Origin of the sequence: Lysobacter sp. Root916 (genome assembly GCF_001429785.1) — a bacterium.
Taxonomy (GTDB): Bacteria; Pseudomonadota; Gammaproteobacteria; order Xanthomonadales; family Xanthomonadaceae; genus Lysobacter.
Genome location: NZ_LMJF01000012.1, coordinates 94,622 through 112,403, shown reverse-complemented (window position 1 = coordinate 112,403; position 17,782 = coordinate 94,622). Strand labels below are relative to the sequence as shown.

General features: G+C 65.7%; 14 protein-coding genes. 2 read left to right on the top strand and 12 right to left on the bottom strand.

What is annotated here, in order from left to right:
- Positions 1-32 precede the first annotated feature (32 nt).
- Positions 33-1,196, top strand: a complete 1,164-nt coding sequence (locus ASE35_RS10135; protein WP_082611218.1) for a VCBS repeat-containing protein — start codon at positions 33-35, stop codon at positions 1,194-1,196.
- On the top strand, positions 1,193-2,443 hold the full coding sequence (locus ASE35_RS10130) for a VCBS repeat-containing protein (RefSeq protein WP_157489400.1): 1,251 nt from the start codon (positions 1,193-1,195) through the stop codon (positions 2,441-2,443). The genes ASE35_RS10135 and ASE35_RS10130 overlap by 4 nt, the downstream gene beginning before the upstream one ends.
- A gap of 56 nt (positions 2,444-2,499) precedes the next feature.
- On the opposite strand, the gene ASE35_RS10125 is transcribed toward ASE35_RS10130, so the two are convergent.
- From ASE35_RS10125 to ASE35_RS10070, 12 genes are all read right to left on the bottom strand, one after another.
- Positions 2,500-3,063 carry an HAD family hydrolase gene (locus ASE35_RS10125; RefSeq protein WP_057163764.1) on the bottom strand — a complete coding sequence of 188 codons (564 nt, stop codon included), beginning with the start codon at positions 3,061-3,063 and terminating at the stop codon, positions 2,500-2,502.
- A gap of 2 nt (positions 3,064-3,065) precedes the next feature.
- Positions 3,066-3,764: a nucleotidyltransferase family protein gene (locus tag ASE35_RS10120; RefSeq protein WP_057163763.1), complete on the bottom strand. Its 699-nt coding sequence runs from the start codon at positions 3,762-3,764 to the stop codon at positions 3,066-3,068.
- Positions 3,761-4,345, bottom strand: coding sequence for a D-sedoheptulose 7-phosphate isomerase (locus ASE35_RS10115; RefSeq protein ID WP_304438392.1), 585 nt, complete (start codon positions 4,343-4,345; stop codon positions 3,761-3,763). Before ASE35_RS10115 ends, ASE35_RS10120 begins: the two co-directional genes overlap by 4 nt.
- Positions 4,342-5,382 (bottom strand): dehydrogenase, encoded by a 1,041-nt coding sequence (locus ASE35_RS10110; RefSeq protein WP_235567215.1) that lies wholly within the window; start codon positions 5,380-5,382, stop codon positions 4,342-4,344. The genes ASE35_RS10115 and ASE35_RS10110 overlap by 4 nt, the downstream gene beginning before the upstream one ends.
- Positions 5,379-6,116, bottom strand: a complete 738-nt coding sequence (locus ASE35_RS21970) for a class I SAM-dependent methyltransferase (RefSeq protein WP_057160445.1) — start codon at positions 6,114-6,116, stop codon at positions 5,379-5,381. The genes ASE35_RS10110 and ASE35_RS21970 overlap by 4 nt, the downstream gene beginning before the upstream one ends.
- Before the next feature lie 47 nt (positions 6,117-6,163).
- Positions 6,164-7,243: an FG-GAP-like repeat-containing protein gene (locus ASE35_RS10100; protein WP_057160444.1), complete on the bottom strand. Its 1,080-nt coding sequence runs from the start codon at positions 7,241-7,243 to the stop codon at positions 6,164-6,166.
- Between the two features lie 94 nt (positions 7,244-7,337).
- Positions 7,338-10,610: a glycosyltransferase gene (locus ASE35_RS10095; RefSeq protein ID WP_057163762.1), complete on the bottom strand. Its 3,273-nt coding sequence runs from the start codon at positions 10,608-10,610 to the stop codon at positions 7,338-7,340.
- Positions 10,611-10,970: 360 nt separating this feature from the next.
- Positions 10,971-11,876: an NAD-dependent epimerase/dehydratase family protein gene (locus ASE35_RS10090; protein ID WP_056178905.1), complete on the bottom strand. Its 906-nt coding sequence runs from the start codon at positions 11,874-11,876 to the stop codon at positions 10,971-10,973.
- 10 nt (positions 11,877-11,886) lie between these two features.
- Entirely contained in the window at positions 11,887-14,082 is a 2,196-nt protein-coding gene (locus ASE35_RS10085) for a glycosyltransferase (protein WP_056178902.1), read from the bottom strand.
- A gap of 1 nt (position 14,083) precedes the next feature.
- The gene (locus ASE35_RS10080; RefSeq protein ID WP_235567214.1) at positions 14,084-15,202 is read right to left on the bottom strand and encodes a class I SAM-dependent methyltransferase; all 1,119 of its coding nucleotides are present in this window, start codon (positions 15,200-15,202) and stop codon (positions 14,084-14,086) included.
- 207 nt (positions 15,203-15,409) lie between these two features.
- Complete coding sequence (locus ASE35_RS10075; RefSeq protein ID WP_057163761.1) at positions 15,410-16,876, bottom strand: ABC transporter ATP-binding protein; 1,467 nt, start codon at positions 16,874-16,876, stop codon at positions 15,410-15,412.
- The gene (locus ASE35_RS10070; protein WP_056178894.1) at positions 16,866-17,717 is read right to left on the bottom strand and encodes an ABC transporter permease; all 852 of its coding nucleotides are present in this window, start codon (positions 17,715-17,717) and stop codon (positions 16,866-16,868) included. The genes ASE35_RS10075 and ASE35_RS10070 overlap by 11 nt, the downstream gene beginning before the upstream one ends.
- Positions 17,718-17,782: the final 65 nt, after the last annotated feature.

Below are 17,782 nucleotides of genomic sequence, written 5' to 3'. Positions count from 1 at the left end.
ACCGAACCTCGGATATCAGCAAGGAGCTCCTCATGCGTCATCTGTTTCTAGCAGGAATCGCCGCCGTCTCCTTGTCGGGCTGCCCGCTCGATTCGAACAAGGTCGCTGCGCCCGCGCAGGCCGCCACGGCGCCTGTGCCGGCGCAAGCCCTGGGCGCGAACGCCTCCAGTTTCGTCGCGCCGAGCGGATCCGCATCCGGGCCGCTGGCCCGCGCCTCGGCGCCCATCGAACGCGGCAGCCCATCCGCGCAACCCCTGGCGAGCGCGCGCGGCGCCTACAACGATGCCAACGCGGATGGCCGTTCGGACCTGGTCTGGGCCGGCGACCTCTCCGGGCTGCATGTCGCCCATTGGCTGATGAATGGCAACCAGGTTATGCGCACGCTCAACCCGACGCCGATGGCCGCCGACAGCCATGTCATCAGCACCGGCGATTTCGACGGCGACAAGCGGGTCGACCAACTCTGGTTGCGGCTCGAACGTCGCGGCGGCAGCTTGACCCTGGGCCGACTGAACGAAACCGGCTCCTACGAACACAGGCACGTCGCCGGGATCGGCGACGGCTGGTTGCTCGATCGCTCCGCGGACCTCAACGGCGACGGCCGCAGCGACGCGATCTGGACCAACCGCACCTTGGGCCGGATGGCGTACTGGCTCATGAACGGCACCACCATACTGAGTAGCGGCGTGTACCCGCTCGACGTCAACAACTATGCGCTCGTCGCCGTCGGCGACTTCGATGGCGACGGCCGCGAAGACCTGCTGTGGCGCGGCCGCCAAAACAGCGCCTATTACATGTGGCGCAGCCGCAGCGATGGCCATTTCGATCAGTCCTACGTCGGCACGGTGCCGGCGGGCTGGGTGCTCGATGCCGTGGTCGACCTCAACGCAGACACGCGCTCCGACCTGGTCTGGACCAACCGGGACGCGAACCAGATGGCGTACTGGTGGATGAATGGAGCCGCCCCGCAACGGACGGGCGTGATCGGTGCGGACACCGAGCGCTACACGATCGCCGCATGGGGCGACTTCGACGGCGACGGCAAAGGCGATCTCGTCTGGGCGACGCGACGCGATGCCACCGCCGCTTCGCTCTACCTCTGGCGTAGCCGCGGCGACGGCTCGTTCGATCCGAGCTTTATCTCGACTTACGACGACAGCGTCTGGCAGCCGATGCCGCCGTATGCGGACGCATGAACACCGTCCGTTGCGAACCGATGGCCTCGACCGGCGCTCAGCGCATCGCATCCAAACCCAGGGATAGAACCATGCGAAATCTCTTTTCGGCCGCCGTCGCCGCCGCGCTATTGACCGGCTGCCCGCTCGAGCAGGCGAAAATCGCGACGTCCCCGGAAGGCGACGCAGCCATGGCCAAACAGGTCGCGAGCGCAGCGCAGGCGCGGATGCCCGCCGCCCCTTCGGCCCGCGCGCCCGGCGCAGCGCAGGGCGGCGTGGTCCAGGCTCTGGGTGTCGGCCCGACCGGCGCGGCGGCGGCCTCGCCTCTCGCAACCGCGGTGCGCCCGCCCAACAGCGACGCCAACGCCGATGGCCGTTCCGACATGTTCTGGCTAGGCGGCAGCAGCGGAACCTTTCATGTCGCGCATTGGCGAATGAACGGCGCCACGATCCTGCAAATGGTCGGGGCGACCGTGCTGCCGGAGGGGAACTACTCCATCTTCAACGGCGATTTCGACGGCGACCGGCGCGTCGACCAGATATGGTTCAACCCAGACGCCGGCAACCGTCGACTGTTGCTGGCCCGCCAAGACGCAAACGGCATCCTAGCGCCCACCTTCGTGGCCGGTGTCGGCGGCGCGTGGCTTCCGTCCGCGGTCGAGGATCTGAACGGCGACGGCAAGAGCGATATCGTCTGGGTGGATAAGACGCGCGGGCAAATGGCGTATTGGCTCATGAACGGTACCGCGATCACGGGCAGCGCCGTGTTCGGCGTGGACACCGCCAACTACGACTTCCTCGGCCGCGGCGACTTCAATGGCGACGGCCGCGGCGACCTGCTATGGCTGGGCCATCGAACCAACGGCCCCTTGTACATGTGGCGCGGCCGGGCCGACGGTCAGTTCGATCAAGTGCTGGTGGGCAACCTCAGCATCGCCTTTCAGTTCTATGGCACGACCGATCTGAACGGCGATGGCCGATCCGATATCGTCTTCACCAGTTACACCGGCAGGTCGTTCGCCTACTGGTTCATGAGCGGCGACGGCGTACTGCAGGGCGGCACCATCCCGATCGACCGCGACCGCTTCGAGATCGCGGGCGTGGGCGATTACGACGGCGACGGCAAGGGCGACGTCATGTGGACGACCAAGGCTCAGCGAGAGGATGCGTTGCTGTATCTGTGGCGCGGGCGCGGCGATGGCAGCTTCGATTCGACGCTCGTAGCCCAGTACAACCACAGCATCTGGGTGCCATTCCAACGCCAATGATTCGACGCGATCGCGGCGCTGTCGCTACGCTCCGGCGCGCGCCGCAGAGTCGAGCGTTACAGCCAATCGATCGCCTGCCGCAGGCGATCGATGACGGCGGTCGGCACGACCTCGCCCTGGCCGGGCTCCTCCGCCGCTGCCGCTCCCGGGGGGCGGTACAGCAGGGTCGTGGCCAGGCCGGCACGCTGGCCGGCGAGGATGTCGGAGGGCTTGTCGCCCACCAGCAGGCTGTCCGCCAGCGACACGCCGAACTCCTGCGCGGCCGCGAGCAGCATGCCCGGGTTCGGCTTGCGCATCGGCGACTCGCGGCGATAGTCGCCGATGCCATGCTCGGGATGGGTGGGGTCGAAGTAAACCCGATCGATAGGCGCGCCTTCGGCGGCGAAGGCCTCGCACATGCGCTCGGTCAGCGCGAGGAAGTCCTGCTCGGTATAGCGACCGCGGCCTATGCCGGCCTGGTTGGTGACCACGAACAAGCGGTAGCCCTGGGCGCGCGCGGCGCGGCACAGGTCGAAGATGCCGTCGATGAAGACGAAATCCTCCCAGCGATGGGTATAGCCCTCGTCGCGATTGACCACGCCATCGCGATCCAGGAACAGCGCCCGCGCGAGCTCGGCCACGGTCAGCGGATCGCCGACAGCAGGGTCTGGGCGCGCGCGTAGTCCTCGGGCGTGCCGATGTCGATGAAATCCGTATTGGTCGGCAATGCCAGAAACTCGCGGCGGCTCACCGCATCGCGCAGGTACTCGGTCTCGAACGAGAAACGCTCGCGGTCCGGAAACTCGCGCACGATGTCCGTCGGCAGCACATAGCAGCCGGCGTTGATCAGCCCGGGACCGCCGCTGGCGTCCTTCTCGAGGAAGCCGGTGATGCGCCCCTGGTTATCCACCTCCAACTTGCCGTAGCGCGCGGTGTCTTCGACCTCGCGGGCGACGATCACGGGCAGGCCGCGGCGCGCCCACAGCGCGTCGGTTTCGGCGGTTTCCACGGCCAGATAGGTGTCGCCGTTGAGTACGTAGACGTGGCCGTCGTCGCAGTGGGCCATCGCCTCGCGTATCGCGCCGCCGGTGCCCAGCGGCTCGTTCTCGATCGCGTAGGCCAGCGGCACGCCGCGGAACGCATCGCCGAAATGGGCGACGATGGTGCCCGACAGATAGCCTACCGACAGCACGATGCGCTGGAAGCCGTTGCCGACCAGGTGGCTCAGCAACAGCTCCAGGAACGGCCGCCCGGCGATGCGCGCCATCGGCTTGGGAACGTCGCTGACCACGCTGCGCAGACGCGTGCCGAAACCGCCCGCCAGGACGATCGCTTGCTTCACGCGGGCTTACCGAAAATCGCGCTCTCGACCAGGCCGGTGATGATGTGGCCCAGCACCGCGTGACCCTGCTGGATTTCGGCGGTGTCGGTGGCAGGCGTGCGCAGCAGGATGTCGCACAGCTCGGGCATGTCGCCGCCACCGCTGCCGGTCAGGCCGATGCAGAACAGGCCGCGTTCGCGCGCTTCGCGCAGACCGGCCAGCACGTTCGGCGAACGGCCCGAGGTGGAGTATGCGATGAAGACGTCGCCGCTGCGGCCCAGCGCCTGGATCTGGCGCGAGAACAGCTTCTCGTAGCCGTAGTCGTTGCCGATCGCGGTGAGGATCGAGGTGTCGGTGGTCAGCGCGATCGCCGGCAGACCGGGGCGGTCGAAGGCGAAACGGCTGACGAACTCGGCTGCGATGTGCTGGGCGTCGGCGGCGCTGCCGCCGTTGCCGGCCAGCAGGAGCTTGCCGCCCGAGTTCAGCGTCTCGATGCACTTGGCCGCGCAGGCTTCCAGCTGCCGCTGCGTGGTCTGGTCGTCGGCGAGGGCGCGCATGACCTGCACGGCGCGCTCGAGCTTCTCGATGATCTGTTGTTTCACTCGATTCTCCAGGCTTGCGTGCCATTCTTGGTGAAGTGGCAGTTGCTGACTTGGCCGTCGAAGGCCTTCAGCGCTCGGATCACTTCCATGCGTCGATCCGGCTTGACGAAAAACATCATGAAGCCGCCGCCGCCGGCGCCGGACACCTTGCCCGCCAGCGCGCCCGCGCCGACAGCCGCCTCGTAGATCGCCTCGATCTTCGGCGTCGACACCGAACTGGCGGTGCTCTTCTTGCTTTCCCAGCCCAGACGCATCGAACTGACCATCTCGCCGAAGCTGCCCTTGAGCAGGGCGACCTTCATGCTCTGCGCCTCTTCCTTCAGCCGATGCATGGCCTCGATCGTGCCGGAATCCTTGTCGCGCACGTTGTCGCTCTGATCGGCGATGATCTTCGCCGACTCGCGCGACACCCCCGAGTAGTACAGCAGCAGCGAGGCTTCCAACTCGCACAGCACCCAGTTCTTGATCCGCAATGGGTTCACGATCACGCGATCGTTCTCGTAGAACTCCATGAAGTTGAAGCCGCCGAAGGTGGCCGAATACTGATCCTGCTTGCCGCCCTTGAGGCCGCAATCGACGCGCTCGATCTTGTAGGCCATGTGAGCGATCGCGTAGTCGTCCAGCGGCAGGCCCAGCAGCTCGGCAAACGCACGGATCATCACCACGACCAGCGTCGACGAAGAGCCCAGGCCGGAACCGATCGGCGAATCGCAGAACGTGGTCAGCTCGACGGCCAGCGGCTCGCCGTTGTTGTAGCGGGCGACGATCTCGTTGTAGACCGCCTTGTGCAGTTGCAGGCCGTCGCGCAGCTCGTATGACGGCTGCAGCGGCAGATCGGCCGATTGCTGCTGATCGCTGGCCACGAAGCGGACGTTCGGGCCTTCCATCGGCTTGATCACCGCATACGCATAACGGTCGATCGTCGCATTGAGCACATAACCGCCGTACGTATCGCAGTACGGAGAAACGTCCGTGCCGCCACCGGCCAAGCCGAGGCGCAGGGGCGCGCGGGCTCGGATGATAGCGTTGCGGTTCACAACGGCTCGTCGTTCTGGAAGGGCGCGGCGCCCTGGTTCGAGTTCTTCATCGACTGCATGTCCTGTCGATACTGATTGAAATGGATGCGCAGTTCGCGATCGTCCAGGGTGGCCGGGCGCTGCCAACGGCCGCGCGCCTCCACTTCCGCCGCAGGGCGCTTGCGCAGCACCAACTCGATACCGCATTCGCCGACCGGAGTGAGGGTTTGGTCGAAGCGCGGAAGATCGAAGCGATAGGTCGAGGACAGCTGCTCGATGCGGACGATCTCGGCCTCCGCGCCCAGGTCGCGGGCGAGGTCGACCAGGTTGATCGAGCGATCGGACCAGGACTGCGGCTTGTACGCGGTGAAGGTCCACTTATGGTCGCGATTGAACGTACTCGGGAAGACGCCCTGCTCGTACAGGTCCTCGTCGGGCACGGTAAGCACCAGGTAGCCGCCCGGCTTCAGCACGCGGAACCAGTTCTTGAGCCCTTCGCGCGGATCGGTCAGGTGCTCCAGACAATGGCTGCTGTGCACGAAATCGTAGCTGCCGTCGCCCGCGCTCTGCAGATGCTGGGCGTCGCCGTCCTCCCAATCCCAGGTCTTCACGCCGGTCATGCGCGAGAACATGCCGACGTAGAGCGCCAGCGGATCGGGCTTGCCGCCGATATCGATGCCTTCGCCGACGAAATACCGATTGCTGAAGTTCGGATCCGACAGTCGGCGGGCGATCGATTTGCTGCATTCTTTCATGGTGCGATCCTAGTCACGCGATACGTTGCCGGGCCAGGCCCGAACCTTCACTTCGGCGAGCGCGCCGCGTCGGCCTTGGCCACCAGCCCCGTCGGCACCGGCGCCCATTCGCCGCCGATGGACGGTAGCTCACGATCCGTGATCGCTCCGTTCGCGGCAAGCAGCCATGCGCCGACCTGGCCGGTCTTCGGGTTGTGCCACAGCAGGTCGGCGTAGCCGTTGCCGTCGACGTCCAGCGCGGCGACGAAACGCCAGTCGCCGGTGGCCTGACGGGTGAACGCGATCTGCTTACCCGGATCGGCCGAGCTCCAGCCTTGCAGACGACCGTCCGAGGCGCGCCACAACAGATCGTCGCCGGCCTGCCCGTCGAACTTGCCGGCGGCCACCAGGCTCCAGTCGCCGCCCGTGTAGGTGATGGCCCGGGCGCTCTTGAGCTTGGCGCCATCCAGCAGCCACAGGCTCGCGGACGAACCGTCGTCCTTGATCCAGAACAGGTCGCCGCGACCGTCGCCGTCGAAATCGCCGACTTGCGCGGCCGACCAGCCGGTGCCGACGTTGCCGATCAGCGCCTGTTCCTGGACCTTGCCGTCGCGCAGCGTCCAGACCGCGACGCCGCCGTCGCGACCCAGCCACACCACATCGTCGAAGCCGTCTTGATTCACGTCGGTGAACGCCACCACCTGCCAGCTCGCGTCCGCGGCGGGAAGGATCTCCGCGGCCGGCTCGGGGCTAGCGGCGGAAAGCTTCCACAGCCGGACCTCGCCCGTCGCCTTCATGCGCCATGCGGCCAGATCGTTGCCGCCCCAGGCGCGCGACATGTAGCCCAGCGCGCTCCACTCCGGCGCGACCGCCCAGGTTTCCAGGGGCGCCATGGCGGTCTTGCCGTCGAAACGCCAGCGCCGGTTCTCGCCCGTCGCGCCGTTGCGCCACAGCAAGGTCACCGGACCGACGCTGGCTTGCGCCGCATCGGTCGTCGTCGGCGTCGCCGTGGACGCCGGCGCGCCAGCCGCGGGTTCGACGCTGGCCGCCGGGGGCGCCGCGTCCTTGCCGGACTTCGGTTCGGTAAGCCACCAAATCCCCGCAAGCGCGGCGATCGTCAGCAACACCACCAGGATCCCTTTCTTCATTGGAACATTCCTTCTTCGAGTGCGCGGGGCGCCGAGCGCCGCCTAGCCTTATAGACCATCAAGCTTGAAGCCCGTGCGAATGGGCCCGGTCGGATCAGCGCGCCGCCTTGGTGGCGATGCAAAGAATCTGTTCCTGTCCGAGGTATGCGAACTTGGGCGACCAGTAGAACAACAACCGCGCGTCGGCGAACCCCGCCGCTCGCATCTGCTCAAGCACCTGCAGACCGAAGTACTGGAAGCACAAAGCCCCACCGTCGGGATCGACGGGATTGCAGTGATACTCGGGCTCCATCAGGTGCACGAGCTCGCCGTCGCCATCGATACGCGCCCGGATCACGTTCCGGTCCAGCATCTTGTGATTGCCGTCCAGCGCGAAAGGCGCGGCCCACAGCATCGAGCCGCCCGGGCGCAGAATGCGGGCGCACTCGGCGAAGGCCTTGGCGGGATCGGGCACGTGCTCCATCACGTCGAACGAAAGCACGAAATCGAAACTCGCGTCCGGCCAGGTCAAGGCCATGATGTCTTCGTTGCGCAGCCCGCCCAGCTCCTCGCCCGGCGGCACCTTGTCGGCGAAGTATTCGCTGCCCTTGGCGTTCGGGAACTGCTCGCGCAGCCAGCGGTACAGCGGCGTGGTCTGCTCGGTGATATAGACCCGCGCTTCCGGCTCGGGCTTCAGCTCCGAGCGGAACGCGTGGATCGCCGCGCGGATCCGGTTCGTGAAGCCGCACTTCGCGCAAACCAGATGCTCGCGCCAATTCGGCATCGGCCCGCCGTCGGACCGCGTGCCGCAGGAGTACAGAAAGCTGACGTCGAACGCGGAAGGACGATCGCAGACAGCGCAATGACCGTTGACCAGGAACGAATCGACGCGCTCGGGAATCAGAGCTTCTTCCGCGGCAACGCGCTTGGGATATTCCCCGATCGCCTCGGCGTGATAACGGGCGTACTCGGCGGGCGTGGACACGGCCACGGCCGGGAACGCCGGCGGATCGCCCGCGACCATGCTCATGAACTCATCGATGCGCTTCAGGCCCGCGTCGAGCGAATAGGTATCGGCCACGAAATCCAGCCCAGCCTGACTCAGTCGGTTCCACAGCGCCTCGTCGTTGTACAGACGCACCACTTGGTCGGCGAACGCCTCCGGCTCGTCGGCGACCAGCACATGCTGCTCGTCGACCACGCGCATGCCCTCCACCGCCACCGACGTGGCGACCGAAGGCACGCCGAAGCTCAGACTGGTGCCGAGCTTGCCCTTGATGCCGGCGCCGTAGCGTAGCGGCGCGATGCTCATGCGGATGCCGTTGAACCACGGCTTGAGATCTTCGACGTAGCCGACCACGTTGACGCCCGGAATCTCGCCCAGGGCGAACACTTCTTCCGAGGGCGAGTTGCCCAGCAGATGCACCTTCGCATCCGGAAGTCGGGCGCGGACCATCGGCCACACCTGCTCGCAGAAGTAGGTGACGGCGTCGACGTTGGGAAGGTGCGGGAAGCCGCCAATGAACAGAATGTCCTTGCGCGAGGCGTAGTCGCCGGTGCGCCCCGGGATATCGACGAACATCAGCGGCACGTGATGAATGTTCGAGTTCGGCAGCTCCTTCGACAGGATCGCCAGTTCGTGATCGCTCATCACGATGCTGTGATCGCAGCGCCGAATGACCTCCAATTCGCGCTCCTTCCAACGCAGCGCGGCCTGCATCTTCTCCTCCGAGCCCTCGATCTCGGCCTGGCGGATATCGCGCAGGTAATGCAGATCGGAGGTGTTGAGGATGATCTTGGCCCGGCTGGCGTGCTGCCGGATGATGTCGAGATAGGGCTCCACGACGGGCGCGCGGCAAAGCAGCGCGTAGTCGTACAGGTGGCCGTCCGCGATCAGGTGCGCCTCGATGGACGGCACGTCGTCGCGGCCCAGACAGGTCACGCCGACGTTCTGCAGCTGCTGCGTGTAGTGACCCAGCTTGACCAGATCGCTGGGAATGAAGGTCACGTCGTAGCCGATGTCGACCAGGATCTTCATCAGGTAGAACGCGGTGATCGAGCCGGCGTCGCAATCCGGCCTCGGCGTGTACATGTCGATGAAGAGCAGCTTGCCGCGACTGTTGTTGGCGGCCTCGACGATCGCCTCGGTTTCCGGCGCGAGATAGGGCAGCACTTCGACCGGACGGCTCAGACCACGACCGTGCAACAGGGGATAGATGAGGTTGAGCTGGCGGACGGTGTCGCGAACCAGGCGCAAGCCGCCGCGACGATACACCGCGACGGCCTTGCTCATCACCGCCGACCAGCCGCCGGAGTGATCGCGCACCCGGCGCAGGGTCGTGATCGCGTTGGACAGCTTGCTCAGCGCGCCGCCGCCGGCGGCGGCCTGCGCAACCACGACATGCTCGCCCGACGGCTGCATCGTGGCCTCGGATTCCGGCGCGCGCGCCGGCTCCGGGGTGTGCTCGTTCACGCCAGAGGCGCCATTCCAGCTGAACGCGTACGGGAGCTTGGAGTAACTCGCGTGGCCGTTGGCGAACACGCGTGCGCGATATTCCTTGAGCAACTCGTTGGCTTCGCCGACGTTCGCCGCGGTCAAGCGCGGGCTATGCCGCGAAAACACGTTCTCGTCGTTGAGATTGTTGCCGCTGAAATGCACGAAACGCAGGGGCAAGCCGTTGGACAGCCAGCCGTCGCCCGATCTTTCGATCTTGCGCTGCCACAGATTCCAGTAAGCCACGTTGTAGCCGGGGTGATGCAGGATATGCGTCTTGGCGATGAAGGAGGGCAGCAGATCCGCCCACTTCTGATCCACGAACAGTCCGTTCGGAATATCGATGACGCACTGGCTCTCGAGCCGCCGCGCCCACCAGCGCACGATATCCAGCACGCGCGGGGTGCGGTTGAAGGCGACGAAGCCCAGATTGTAGATGCCCAGCTGCAGCATCTTGATGTCGTCGATATCGACGTTCTCGGCGGGATTCAGCACGTGCGGCGTCAGCACGGCGTCCGCGCCCGCATCCATGGCGTCCTGCAACTCCTTCAGCGGGCCGACCACGATAATGTCGGGGTCGAGATACGCCACGCGCTGCTCGTCGCGCTTGCTGAACAGATAATCGAACACATACGGCTTGATCGACGTATTGAGCTCGGTGATGTTGTAGCGGGCGATCATTCCGGCCAGATCCGGAATATCCAATTGATCCAGCTCGATGATCTCGAACGGCTCGTTCGCGCGATCGATCATTCCGTCGACGCGATCGCACAGGGCGACATAGAAGGTCGCGTCCGGGTGGTGTTCGCGCACGGAGTCGAACAACGTACGCGCGTAGGCGAGGAAGTTCTTCGAGCAGATCGTGAAAAAGGTAAGTTGGGCAGTATCTTTCATATCGACAACATCGGATCCAGAGCGGGATAGTCCATAAATTCGGCGCCGCAGGCGTTGAGCTCCTTGCGCACCGACCCCATCGCTAATCGTTAGACCGCGCCGTAGCGGCCGCAGCGCCGAGAAACCACCCGGCACACGAAAGCCACCTTTTGCGTGGGTGCCGATACCCGAGCGCCCGGCGTCCAATCGCAGGCGTTGTTCGAATGCTGCTTCATGCCCTGTATTCCTTGAAGTCCACTACAGATTTTATAGCTATTAACAAGTCTTTAATACGTCTCAAGTGGGTCTTTAGTACGCATCGGCTCGCGCCCTCCCCGCAGCGCGGGAATCGGTTCAGGAAGGTCGAGTTCCAAGCTCGGCTCAACCGCCCTGACGCCAGGTGCGCGCCAAGCCTTCCTCCAGATCGATCCGCGGGCGCCAACCGAAACGTGCGCCGGCCGCGGCGATATCCAGCACGATGCCGCGCACATCGAAACCTTGCGCGGGCAAGTACTCCACGTTCATGGTCTTGCCCGCGACCCGCTCCGCCGCCGAGCGCACATCGTTGAGGCTATGGCCGATTCCGCTGCCGACGTTGTACACGCCGCACTCCGCCCCGTTCACCGCCTGCGAGACCAGGGACACCAGATCGTCGATATAGAGGTAATCGCGGACCGCGCTTCCGTCGCCCCAGATCTGCAGCGGGGCGTCGTCGTGCAGGCAGGACAGGACCTTGGCGATGAACCCCTGGCGTCCCGATGCGGCCTGACGCGGCCCATAGGGGTTGGACGGCCGCAGGATCAACGGGTCCAGCTCGCCCAGGCGGTGGTACATCAGCAAGTACTGCTCGATCGCCGTCTTCACCACGCCGTAGGAGGAGACCGGCCGCAGCGGATGCGTCTCTTCCACGGGCAGGCTATCGGGATTGCCGTAGACGGTACCGCCGGAGGAGAAGAACACGATGCGGCGCAGACCGCGGCTGCGCATCGCGCCCAGCAGGCGCAAGGTATCGACCAGATTGGTCGATACGTCGTAGACCGGATTGGCGTTGGAAGTGAACGGCACCGTGGTGCTGGCCAGGTGCAGGACCACGTCGCAATCCGCCAGCATCTCGCCCAACACGGTTTCGTCGGCATGGGAGGCGCAGCGATAGTTCACGCCGCTCCAATCCACGTCGTCGCGCGCAGGCCGGGGATCGAGCACCGAAACCGCGTGGCCCGCGGCGCGTAAGCCCTCGACCAGGTGCGAGCCGATGAAGCCGTTGCCGCCAATCAATAAAGTCCGCATGTCGCTCCTCTCACGCCAAACCGAAGTGCTCGCGCAGATGCGCGGCGTAGTTCGATGCGGCGACTGACGTTTCTTCCTTCAGCGGATACAACCGCGCGGCCAACGCCTGCGCCGCGACCACTTCGTCGTAATGCCGCTGCAGGTCTAACGCCGCGGTTACGCTGGAGGTGTGGCGGCGATGGCGATTCAGGGCGCGCGGCTCGAAATGGATACGCCCCAACGCTAGCAGGCGCAGATAGACGATCCAGTCGCCGGCAACGCGATAGGACACGATCTCGTCCTCGTGCTCGCTCAGCACCCGCAGCAACGCCTCGCGCCGGAACACGGCGGCGCTGACGTTCGGCACGGTGTTCTTGATCGCCAGCCCGGCGATCGCCTCCTCGGCGCCGGTGGCGGTGTAGGCCGAGCGCCAACGATCCCGGGACAGGTCGTCGGTGTAGCCGGTGTAGTCGGCCGCGATCACGACGCCGTCGGCATCGATCGCCTCTGACTGGCAATAGGCCATGACCAGGCTGGTATCGGCACGCAGCGCGCCCACCAAAGACTCGACCATTTCCGGCCGGGCCTCGTCGTCGGCCTCCGCGATCCAGACGAACTCGCCGGTCGCGCGCCGCGCACCCGCCAGCCACTGGCGGAACACCGAACCCGAGTTGCGCTCGTTGCGCACGATCATCGGCTCCGGGTGATAGGAACCCCTGTGCGCCTGCACCACCGCGACGCTGTCGTCGGAAGACGCGTCGTCCAGCACCAGGATCTCGGTCAGCGGCAGCGTCTGCGCGGACAGCGTGGCCAGCCTGTGCGGAAGATAATGGGCGTAGTTGTAGTTGGGCACGATGGCCGACACCCGCGGCGCCGGCACCTCGCAGAGCTCCAACAGGTCCTGGGCGTAACGGCGGAAGGAGTACTCCGTGTCCACCATATCCCGGCCCGCGCGTGCGTAGCGCGCGCGCAGCTCGCCGTCCCTGCAGATGCGCAGCAACGCTTGCGCGTAGGCGTCGACATCGAACGCCCTTACCGTCAGGCCGGCGCGGTCGGCCACCAGATCGGCTCCGCCGCCGGTGCCCTCGAACGCGACCACCGGCGTACCTACCGACAGGCTTTCCAGCACCACCGACGGGAACGGGTCTTCGCGCGAGGGAAGCGCATACACGTCGGCACCGGCGTAATAGTCGTCGGTGTCGAAGTCGAGCCCGACGAAGTGGAAGCGAGAAGCGATGCCCGCTTCCTCCAGCATCCGATCGACATCCTGCTTCACTTCGTCCTCGTGGTTTCCCACCCAGACGACGTGCAGGTTCGGCTCGCTGCGGTAGGCAATGGCGGCCGCGCGCGCGAGCAGGTCCAGGCCCTTGCGCAGATCGCCGAAGCCCACCGCCAGCACCACCACCGCCTGCTCGGAGACGCCGAGCTTGCGGCGCAGATTCGCGCGCGGCTCCGACAGGTCGTCCAAACCGCGATAGCGACTGCGCGTGAACAAGCCCTGCGGCCGCAGGATCAACTTGCCGGCCAGCGCTTCGGGCGGCACCAGTCCGTCGACGCCCTTGCGTACCGCTTCGGACGAGATCACGACGCGATCGCTGGCGTCCACCAGGTCCAACAACGCCTGACCCAAGCCGTACTTGGCGATGATGCCCGGCAGCTCGTGTATCAACGAGACCACGCGCAGCCCGGCTTCGCGGAACGGCGCGATGACGAGACCCGGTACGGTGGTATTGGCGATCACCGCCTGCACGCCCTGCTCGCGCAGGCGCACGGCGAAGGCGCGGAGCTCGGCCTGATCCATTTGATACAGGCGATGCAGCGGCGCGATCGCCTCGAACTCGGGCTCGAGGAGGCCGCCGTTCTGCATCAGGACTTCCACGTCCTGATGCATGCGCTGCAGTTCGCGAACCAGATTCAGCGCCAAGTACTGCGCGCCATGCGGATTGGCGTCGTGCGAAATCAAGGCCAGTTTGGCGCGCAGCGGCGCAGCCGGCGCCGCCACGGAAAGCGGTGCCGGATCGTCGGTGGCCGCGATGGCCGCGAGCTCCGCGACCGAGCCATCGGAAACCTGCTGATCCCACCGCCGGTAGGCGTGCGTGCCCGACAGCACGGGCGCGAAGCCGCGAAAGATCAGCTGTTTCAACTTCAGCCGCATGGCCCAGGACAAGGGCAAGGCGTGATACACCTTGCGCAGAGACCTGCCGACCAGGGCCTTGAGCGAGGCCATGCTATTTTCCCTTGAGCTTCGTCGAGAGCCAGCGCATGGGCGCGGCCAGTCTCCAACTGAACGAAGCCATGATCGCGCGCACTTGCTCGTCGCGCGCGCGCAAGCGCGTCTCGCGATCCTGCAACGCGGTTTCGAGATTCGTGCGAACCGTCTCGTTGGTGGCGTTGGCCGAGCGCAGGGCCGTCACCTCGGTGGACAACTGGGCCGCCTGCAGACGCGTGACGGCCAGATCCTTGGACAGCTGGGACATCTGCTCGCGAACCACGGTCAGACCTTCGGGCAGTTGCACCGCCCGGTCGCGGACGAGGGCGGCGCCTTCCTGCAGCCCCTCGGTCGCGGCGCCGGATTGGGCCAAGCGCTGACGGGTCTCGAGCAGGACTTCGTCGACGCGCTGTTCGGCGGCCTCGATGCGTTGATCGGCGCAGATGCGGCTGCCGAGCGCATCGAACAGTCGCAGCACGGTCACCTCGCTGTCCGTGCCGCGCAGCGCGGCCAGATCCAGCAGGGACTGCGGCTGCTGCGGCCCCACCAGCAGAACGCCCAGACCGTGCGAATGCACGAACTCGAAGCTCGGATAGCGTTGGCTCAACTCGGACCACAACCGCCAGACGCCGAAGTTACGCTCGCGCACCATGGTGTCGTGGAACAGCACGATGCCGCGCGTCGACATCTTCGGCAACCAGTTCTCGAAATCCTCGCGCACCGCTTCGTAAGTGTGCAGACCATCGATATGCAGCACATCGACGCTGCCGTCGGCGAAGTAGCCGCGGGCCTCGTCGAAGGTCATGCGCATCAAGGCCGAGAAGCCGCCGTACTGCTCCTGGTTGTACTGCCAGAGCGTGTTGAACACTTCGTCGCCATAGAAGCCCGAGTGCTCGTCGCCGGTCCAGATGTCGACGGCGAAACAGCGCGTGTCCAGGCCGCAGTGACGAACGGCCTGACAGAACCCCAGGTAGGAGGTGCCATGGTGGCTGCCCAGCTCGACCAGCATGCGGGGCTTGGCTTCCTCGACCAGCCAGAAGGCGAACGGAAGATGCCCCGTCCACGCGCTGGGCGGAACATGCAGCGCCGGCAAGGACATGGCGGCGTTGAGCTTCAAACGCGGTGTACCCGTACTCATGCTTGTACCTTCGATTCGCATAGGGGCGACGTATCGAGAGCGGTCTCAGCCCCGGTTTCGCCGACTCGCGGTCTGCTTTGGTAAAGACGGAGACTCAAGTTCAACACTCCGGGGCTTCAGGTGTAGGGGAGAAAATCGATTCGCATCGGCCGACGGATATCGCGGCGAGCGGCTCGATCGATCGCGGTGGCGAGGGATGCGATCGGATCAGATCGGCGTCCCGGAGGCATGCGCCGAATCGGCGGCCTCGGCCACGTCCGATACCGAAAGCTCGATCGCGCGGAAGGGAATCCCGACCAGCCCGGTCGAACGCGTGTCCGTGGTGGAATCGAGCACGAGCGCATCATAAACCCAAACGGTTTGCACATGATTTAGGTAAGTTCCGTCTGCCAACGCTGCGTCTATCGTGTAGCGGCCAGGCTGCAAGAAAGGCACGCGGAACTCGAAAATCGCGCGCACTTGCCGGCCCGCCTCGACCGCCTTCGCGGGTTCGCCGTCCCTATAGGTGTTGGTGCCGAACAGATGCTGGCCGAGGCGATCCTTCAGCATGAAGCCGATGACCGGGCTGGGGATGCGGCGATTGGCCGTCGCCTCGATGATCAGGCGCACGACCTGGCCGCCCTCAAGCAGGCTCAGGCCGCGACCTTCGACGTTTTCCAACCGTATCGAGGTCATCGTCGCGCCGCCGTCGCCGAAGCTTTGCGCATCCGGATCGAAGCGGAAAACGCGCATGCTGCTTCGATCCAGACTCGGATCGAACGCATCGGGATCGGCGGCATCGATGACGGCGACGTCCTGGGCGGCGTCCGTTTGGCTCGCCTCGTCGCCATCCGACGCCGCGGCGACCGCGATCGCGGCCGGCTTGGACGGATCGGGACGATGGCCGTAGACGCTGGCGTTGTAGGCCTCGCAGACCTCCTTCGCCGGGCCGTCCATCACCACCTGGCCGCCATCCAGCCATAGCGCGCGATCGCACAGCATCGTCACCGCGCCGGCATCGTGGCTGACGAACAGCACGGTGCCGCGTTTCTGGAAATCGCGCAGGAAGCGCATGCACTTCTGGCCGAAGAACACGTCGCCCACCGACAATGCTTCGTCGATGATGAGGATGTCCGCATCGGCGTGAGCGATCACCGCGAACGCGAGACGCACGTACATGCCGCTGGAGTAGGTCTTGACCGGTTGCTCGATGAATTCGCCGATATCGGCGAAAGCGACGATGTCGTCGTACTTGGAGGCGATCTCCTGTTCGCTCATGCCCAGGATCGCGCCGTTCATGTAGACGTTCTCGCGCCCGGTGAACTCGGGATTGAAACCGCTTCCGAGCTCCAGCAACGCGCCGACGCGCCCGGAAATCGCCACATCGCCGCTGGTGGGCGACAAGGTGCCGCATACGATCTGCAACAAGGTCGACTTGCCCGAACCGTTGCGGCCGACGATGCCGACGGTCTCGCCGCGGGCGACGGTCATGGAAAGGCCGCGCAGCGCCCAGAACTCGCGGAAATACGCGCGCGGCTTCAGGCCGGCCATGCGGTCCAGGCGCGGCAGCAGCGCCTGCTTCAGGCGATCCTGCGGCCGTTCGTAGATTTGATAGCACTTGCCGACGTCGGACACGACGATGGCGCGCTCCGGCGCGGCGTCGGCGATGTCCGTCAGCTGCGTGTCAGAGGACATCGGCGAACCCTCGGCGCGACTTCTGGAACCACCAGTAGCCGAACGCCATGAACACCAACGCGAACGAGTAGTAGCGGATCAGCATCGCGGCGTCCGGCGCGGTGCCCGCGAACAAGGCCGCGCGGCTCTGCTCGATGGCCACCGTGATCGGATTCATATAGACCCAGCGATGGTATTTTTCCGGCAGCGACGCGATCGGATAGAACACGGGCGCCAGGAACATCAGTACCGTCGAGATCACGCCGGTCATCTGGCCGATGTCGCGGATGAACACGCCCAGGGCGGCCAGCAGCCAGGAGATGCCCAGCGCGAACAGCACCAAGGGCAGCAAGATCACCGGCAACCACAAGGTCGCCAACGTGATGGAACCCTCGAACACGAGCTTGGCCGCGAGCAGGATCGCCAGGCTCGCCAGCGCATGAAACACGGCCGAGCCGACCAGGCTCCAGCCCAACGTTTCCAGCGGGAACACCACCTTCTTGACGTAGTTGGCGTTCTGCACGATCAGAGCCGGCGCCCGGGTCAGGGCCTCGGCGATGATGCCGTGCGCGATCACGCCGACGAAAAGCAACAGCGCGAACTGGGTCTTGCTCTGCCCCGCCATCGCGCCGGGCCACTTCGCCGAAAACACCACCGAGAACACGAAGGTGTAGACCGCCAGCATCAGCACGGGATACAGGAACGACCAGGCCACACCCATTACCGAGCCGCGATAGCGGCCCAGCACTTCGCGACGGATCAACTGCCCGATCAGCCTGCGCTCGCGCCAGAAGCCAGCGAACATGCTGACCGGCCCGGCCTTCGGCGGAAGATGCGCGTTCACCAGATGGCCGTAACTCATGTCGGCCGCACGCCTGCCGGCAGCGCGCGCGGCTGCGCCGAGCGGGCGATGCTCGCGCGGGTTCG

What these genes read in the sequence shown, in the direction of transcription:
- ASE35_RS10135 (WP_082611218.1), top strand. Translation starts at nt 33, where the DNA reads ATGCGTCATCTGTTTCTAGCAGGAATCGCCGCCGTCTCCTTGTCGGGC.
- ASE35_RS10130 (WP_157489400.1), top strand. Translation starts at nt 1,193, where the DNA reads ATGAACACCGTCCGTTGCGAACCGATGGCCTCGACCGGCGCTCAGCGC.
- ASE35_RS21970 (WP_057160445.1), bottom strand. Translation starts at nt 6,116, where the DNA reads ATGAAAGAATGCAGCAAATCGATCGCCCGCCGACTGTCGGATCCGAAC.
- ASE35_RS10100 (WP_057160444.1), bottom strand. Translation starts at nt 7,243, where the DNA reads ATGAAGAAAGGGATCCTGGTGGTGTTGCTGACGATCGCCGCGCTTGCG.
- ASE35_RS10095 (WP_057163762.1), bottom strand. Translation starts at nt 10,610, where the DNA reads ATGAAAGATACTGCCCAACTTACCTTTTTCACGATCTGCTCGAAGAAC.
- ASE35_RS10090 (WP_056178905.1), bottom strand. Translation starts at nt 11,876, where the DNA reads ATGCGGACTTTATTGATTGGCGGCAACGGCTTCATCGGCTCGCACCTG.
- ASE35_RS10085 (WP_056178902.1), bottom strand. Translation starts at nt 14,082, where the DNA reads ATGGCCTCGCTCAAGGCCCTGGTCGGCAGGTCTCTGCGCAAGGTGTAT.
- ASE35_RS10080 (WP_235567214.1), bottom strand. Translation starts at nt 15,202, where the DNA reads ATGAGTACGGGTACACCGCGTTTGAAGCTCAACGCCGCCATGTCCTTG.
- ASE35_RS10075 (WP_057163761.1), bottom strand. Translation starts at nt 16,876, where the DNA reads ATGTCCTCTGACACGCAGCTGACGGACATCGCCGACGCCGCGCCGGAG.
- ASE35_RS10070 (WP_056178894.1), bottom strand. Translation starts at nt 17,717, where the DNA reads ATGAGTTACGGCCATCTGGTGAACGCGCATCTTCCGCCGAAGGCCGGG.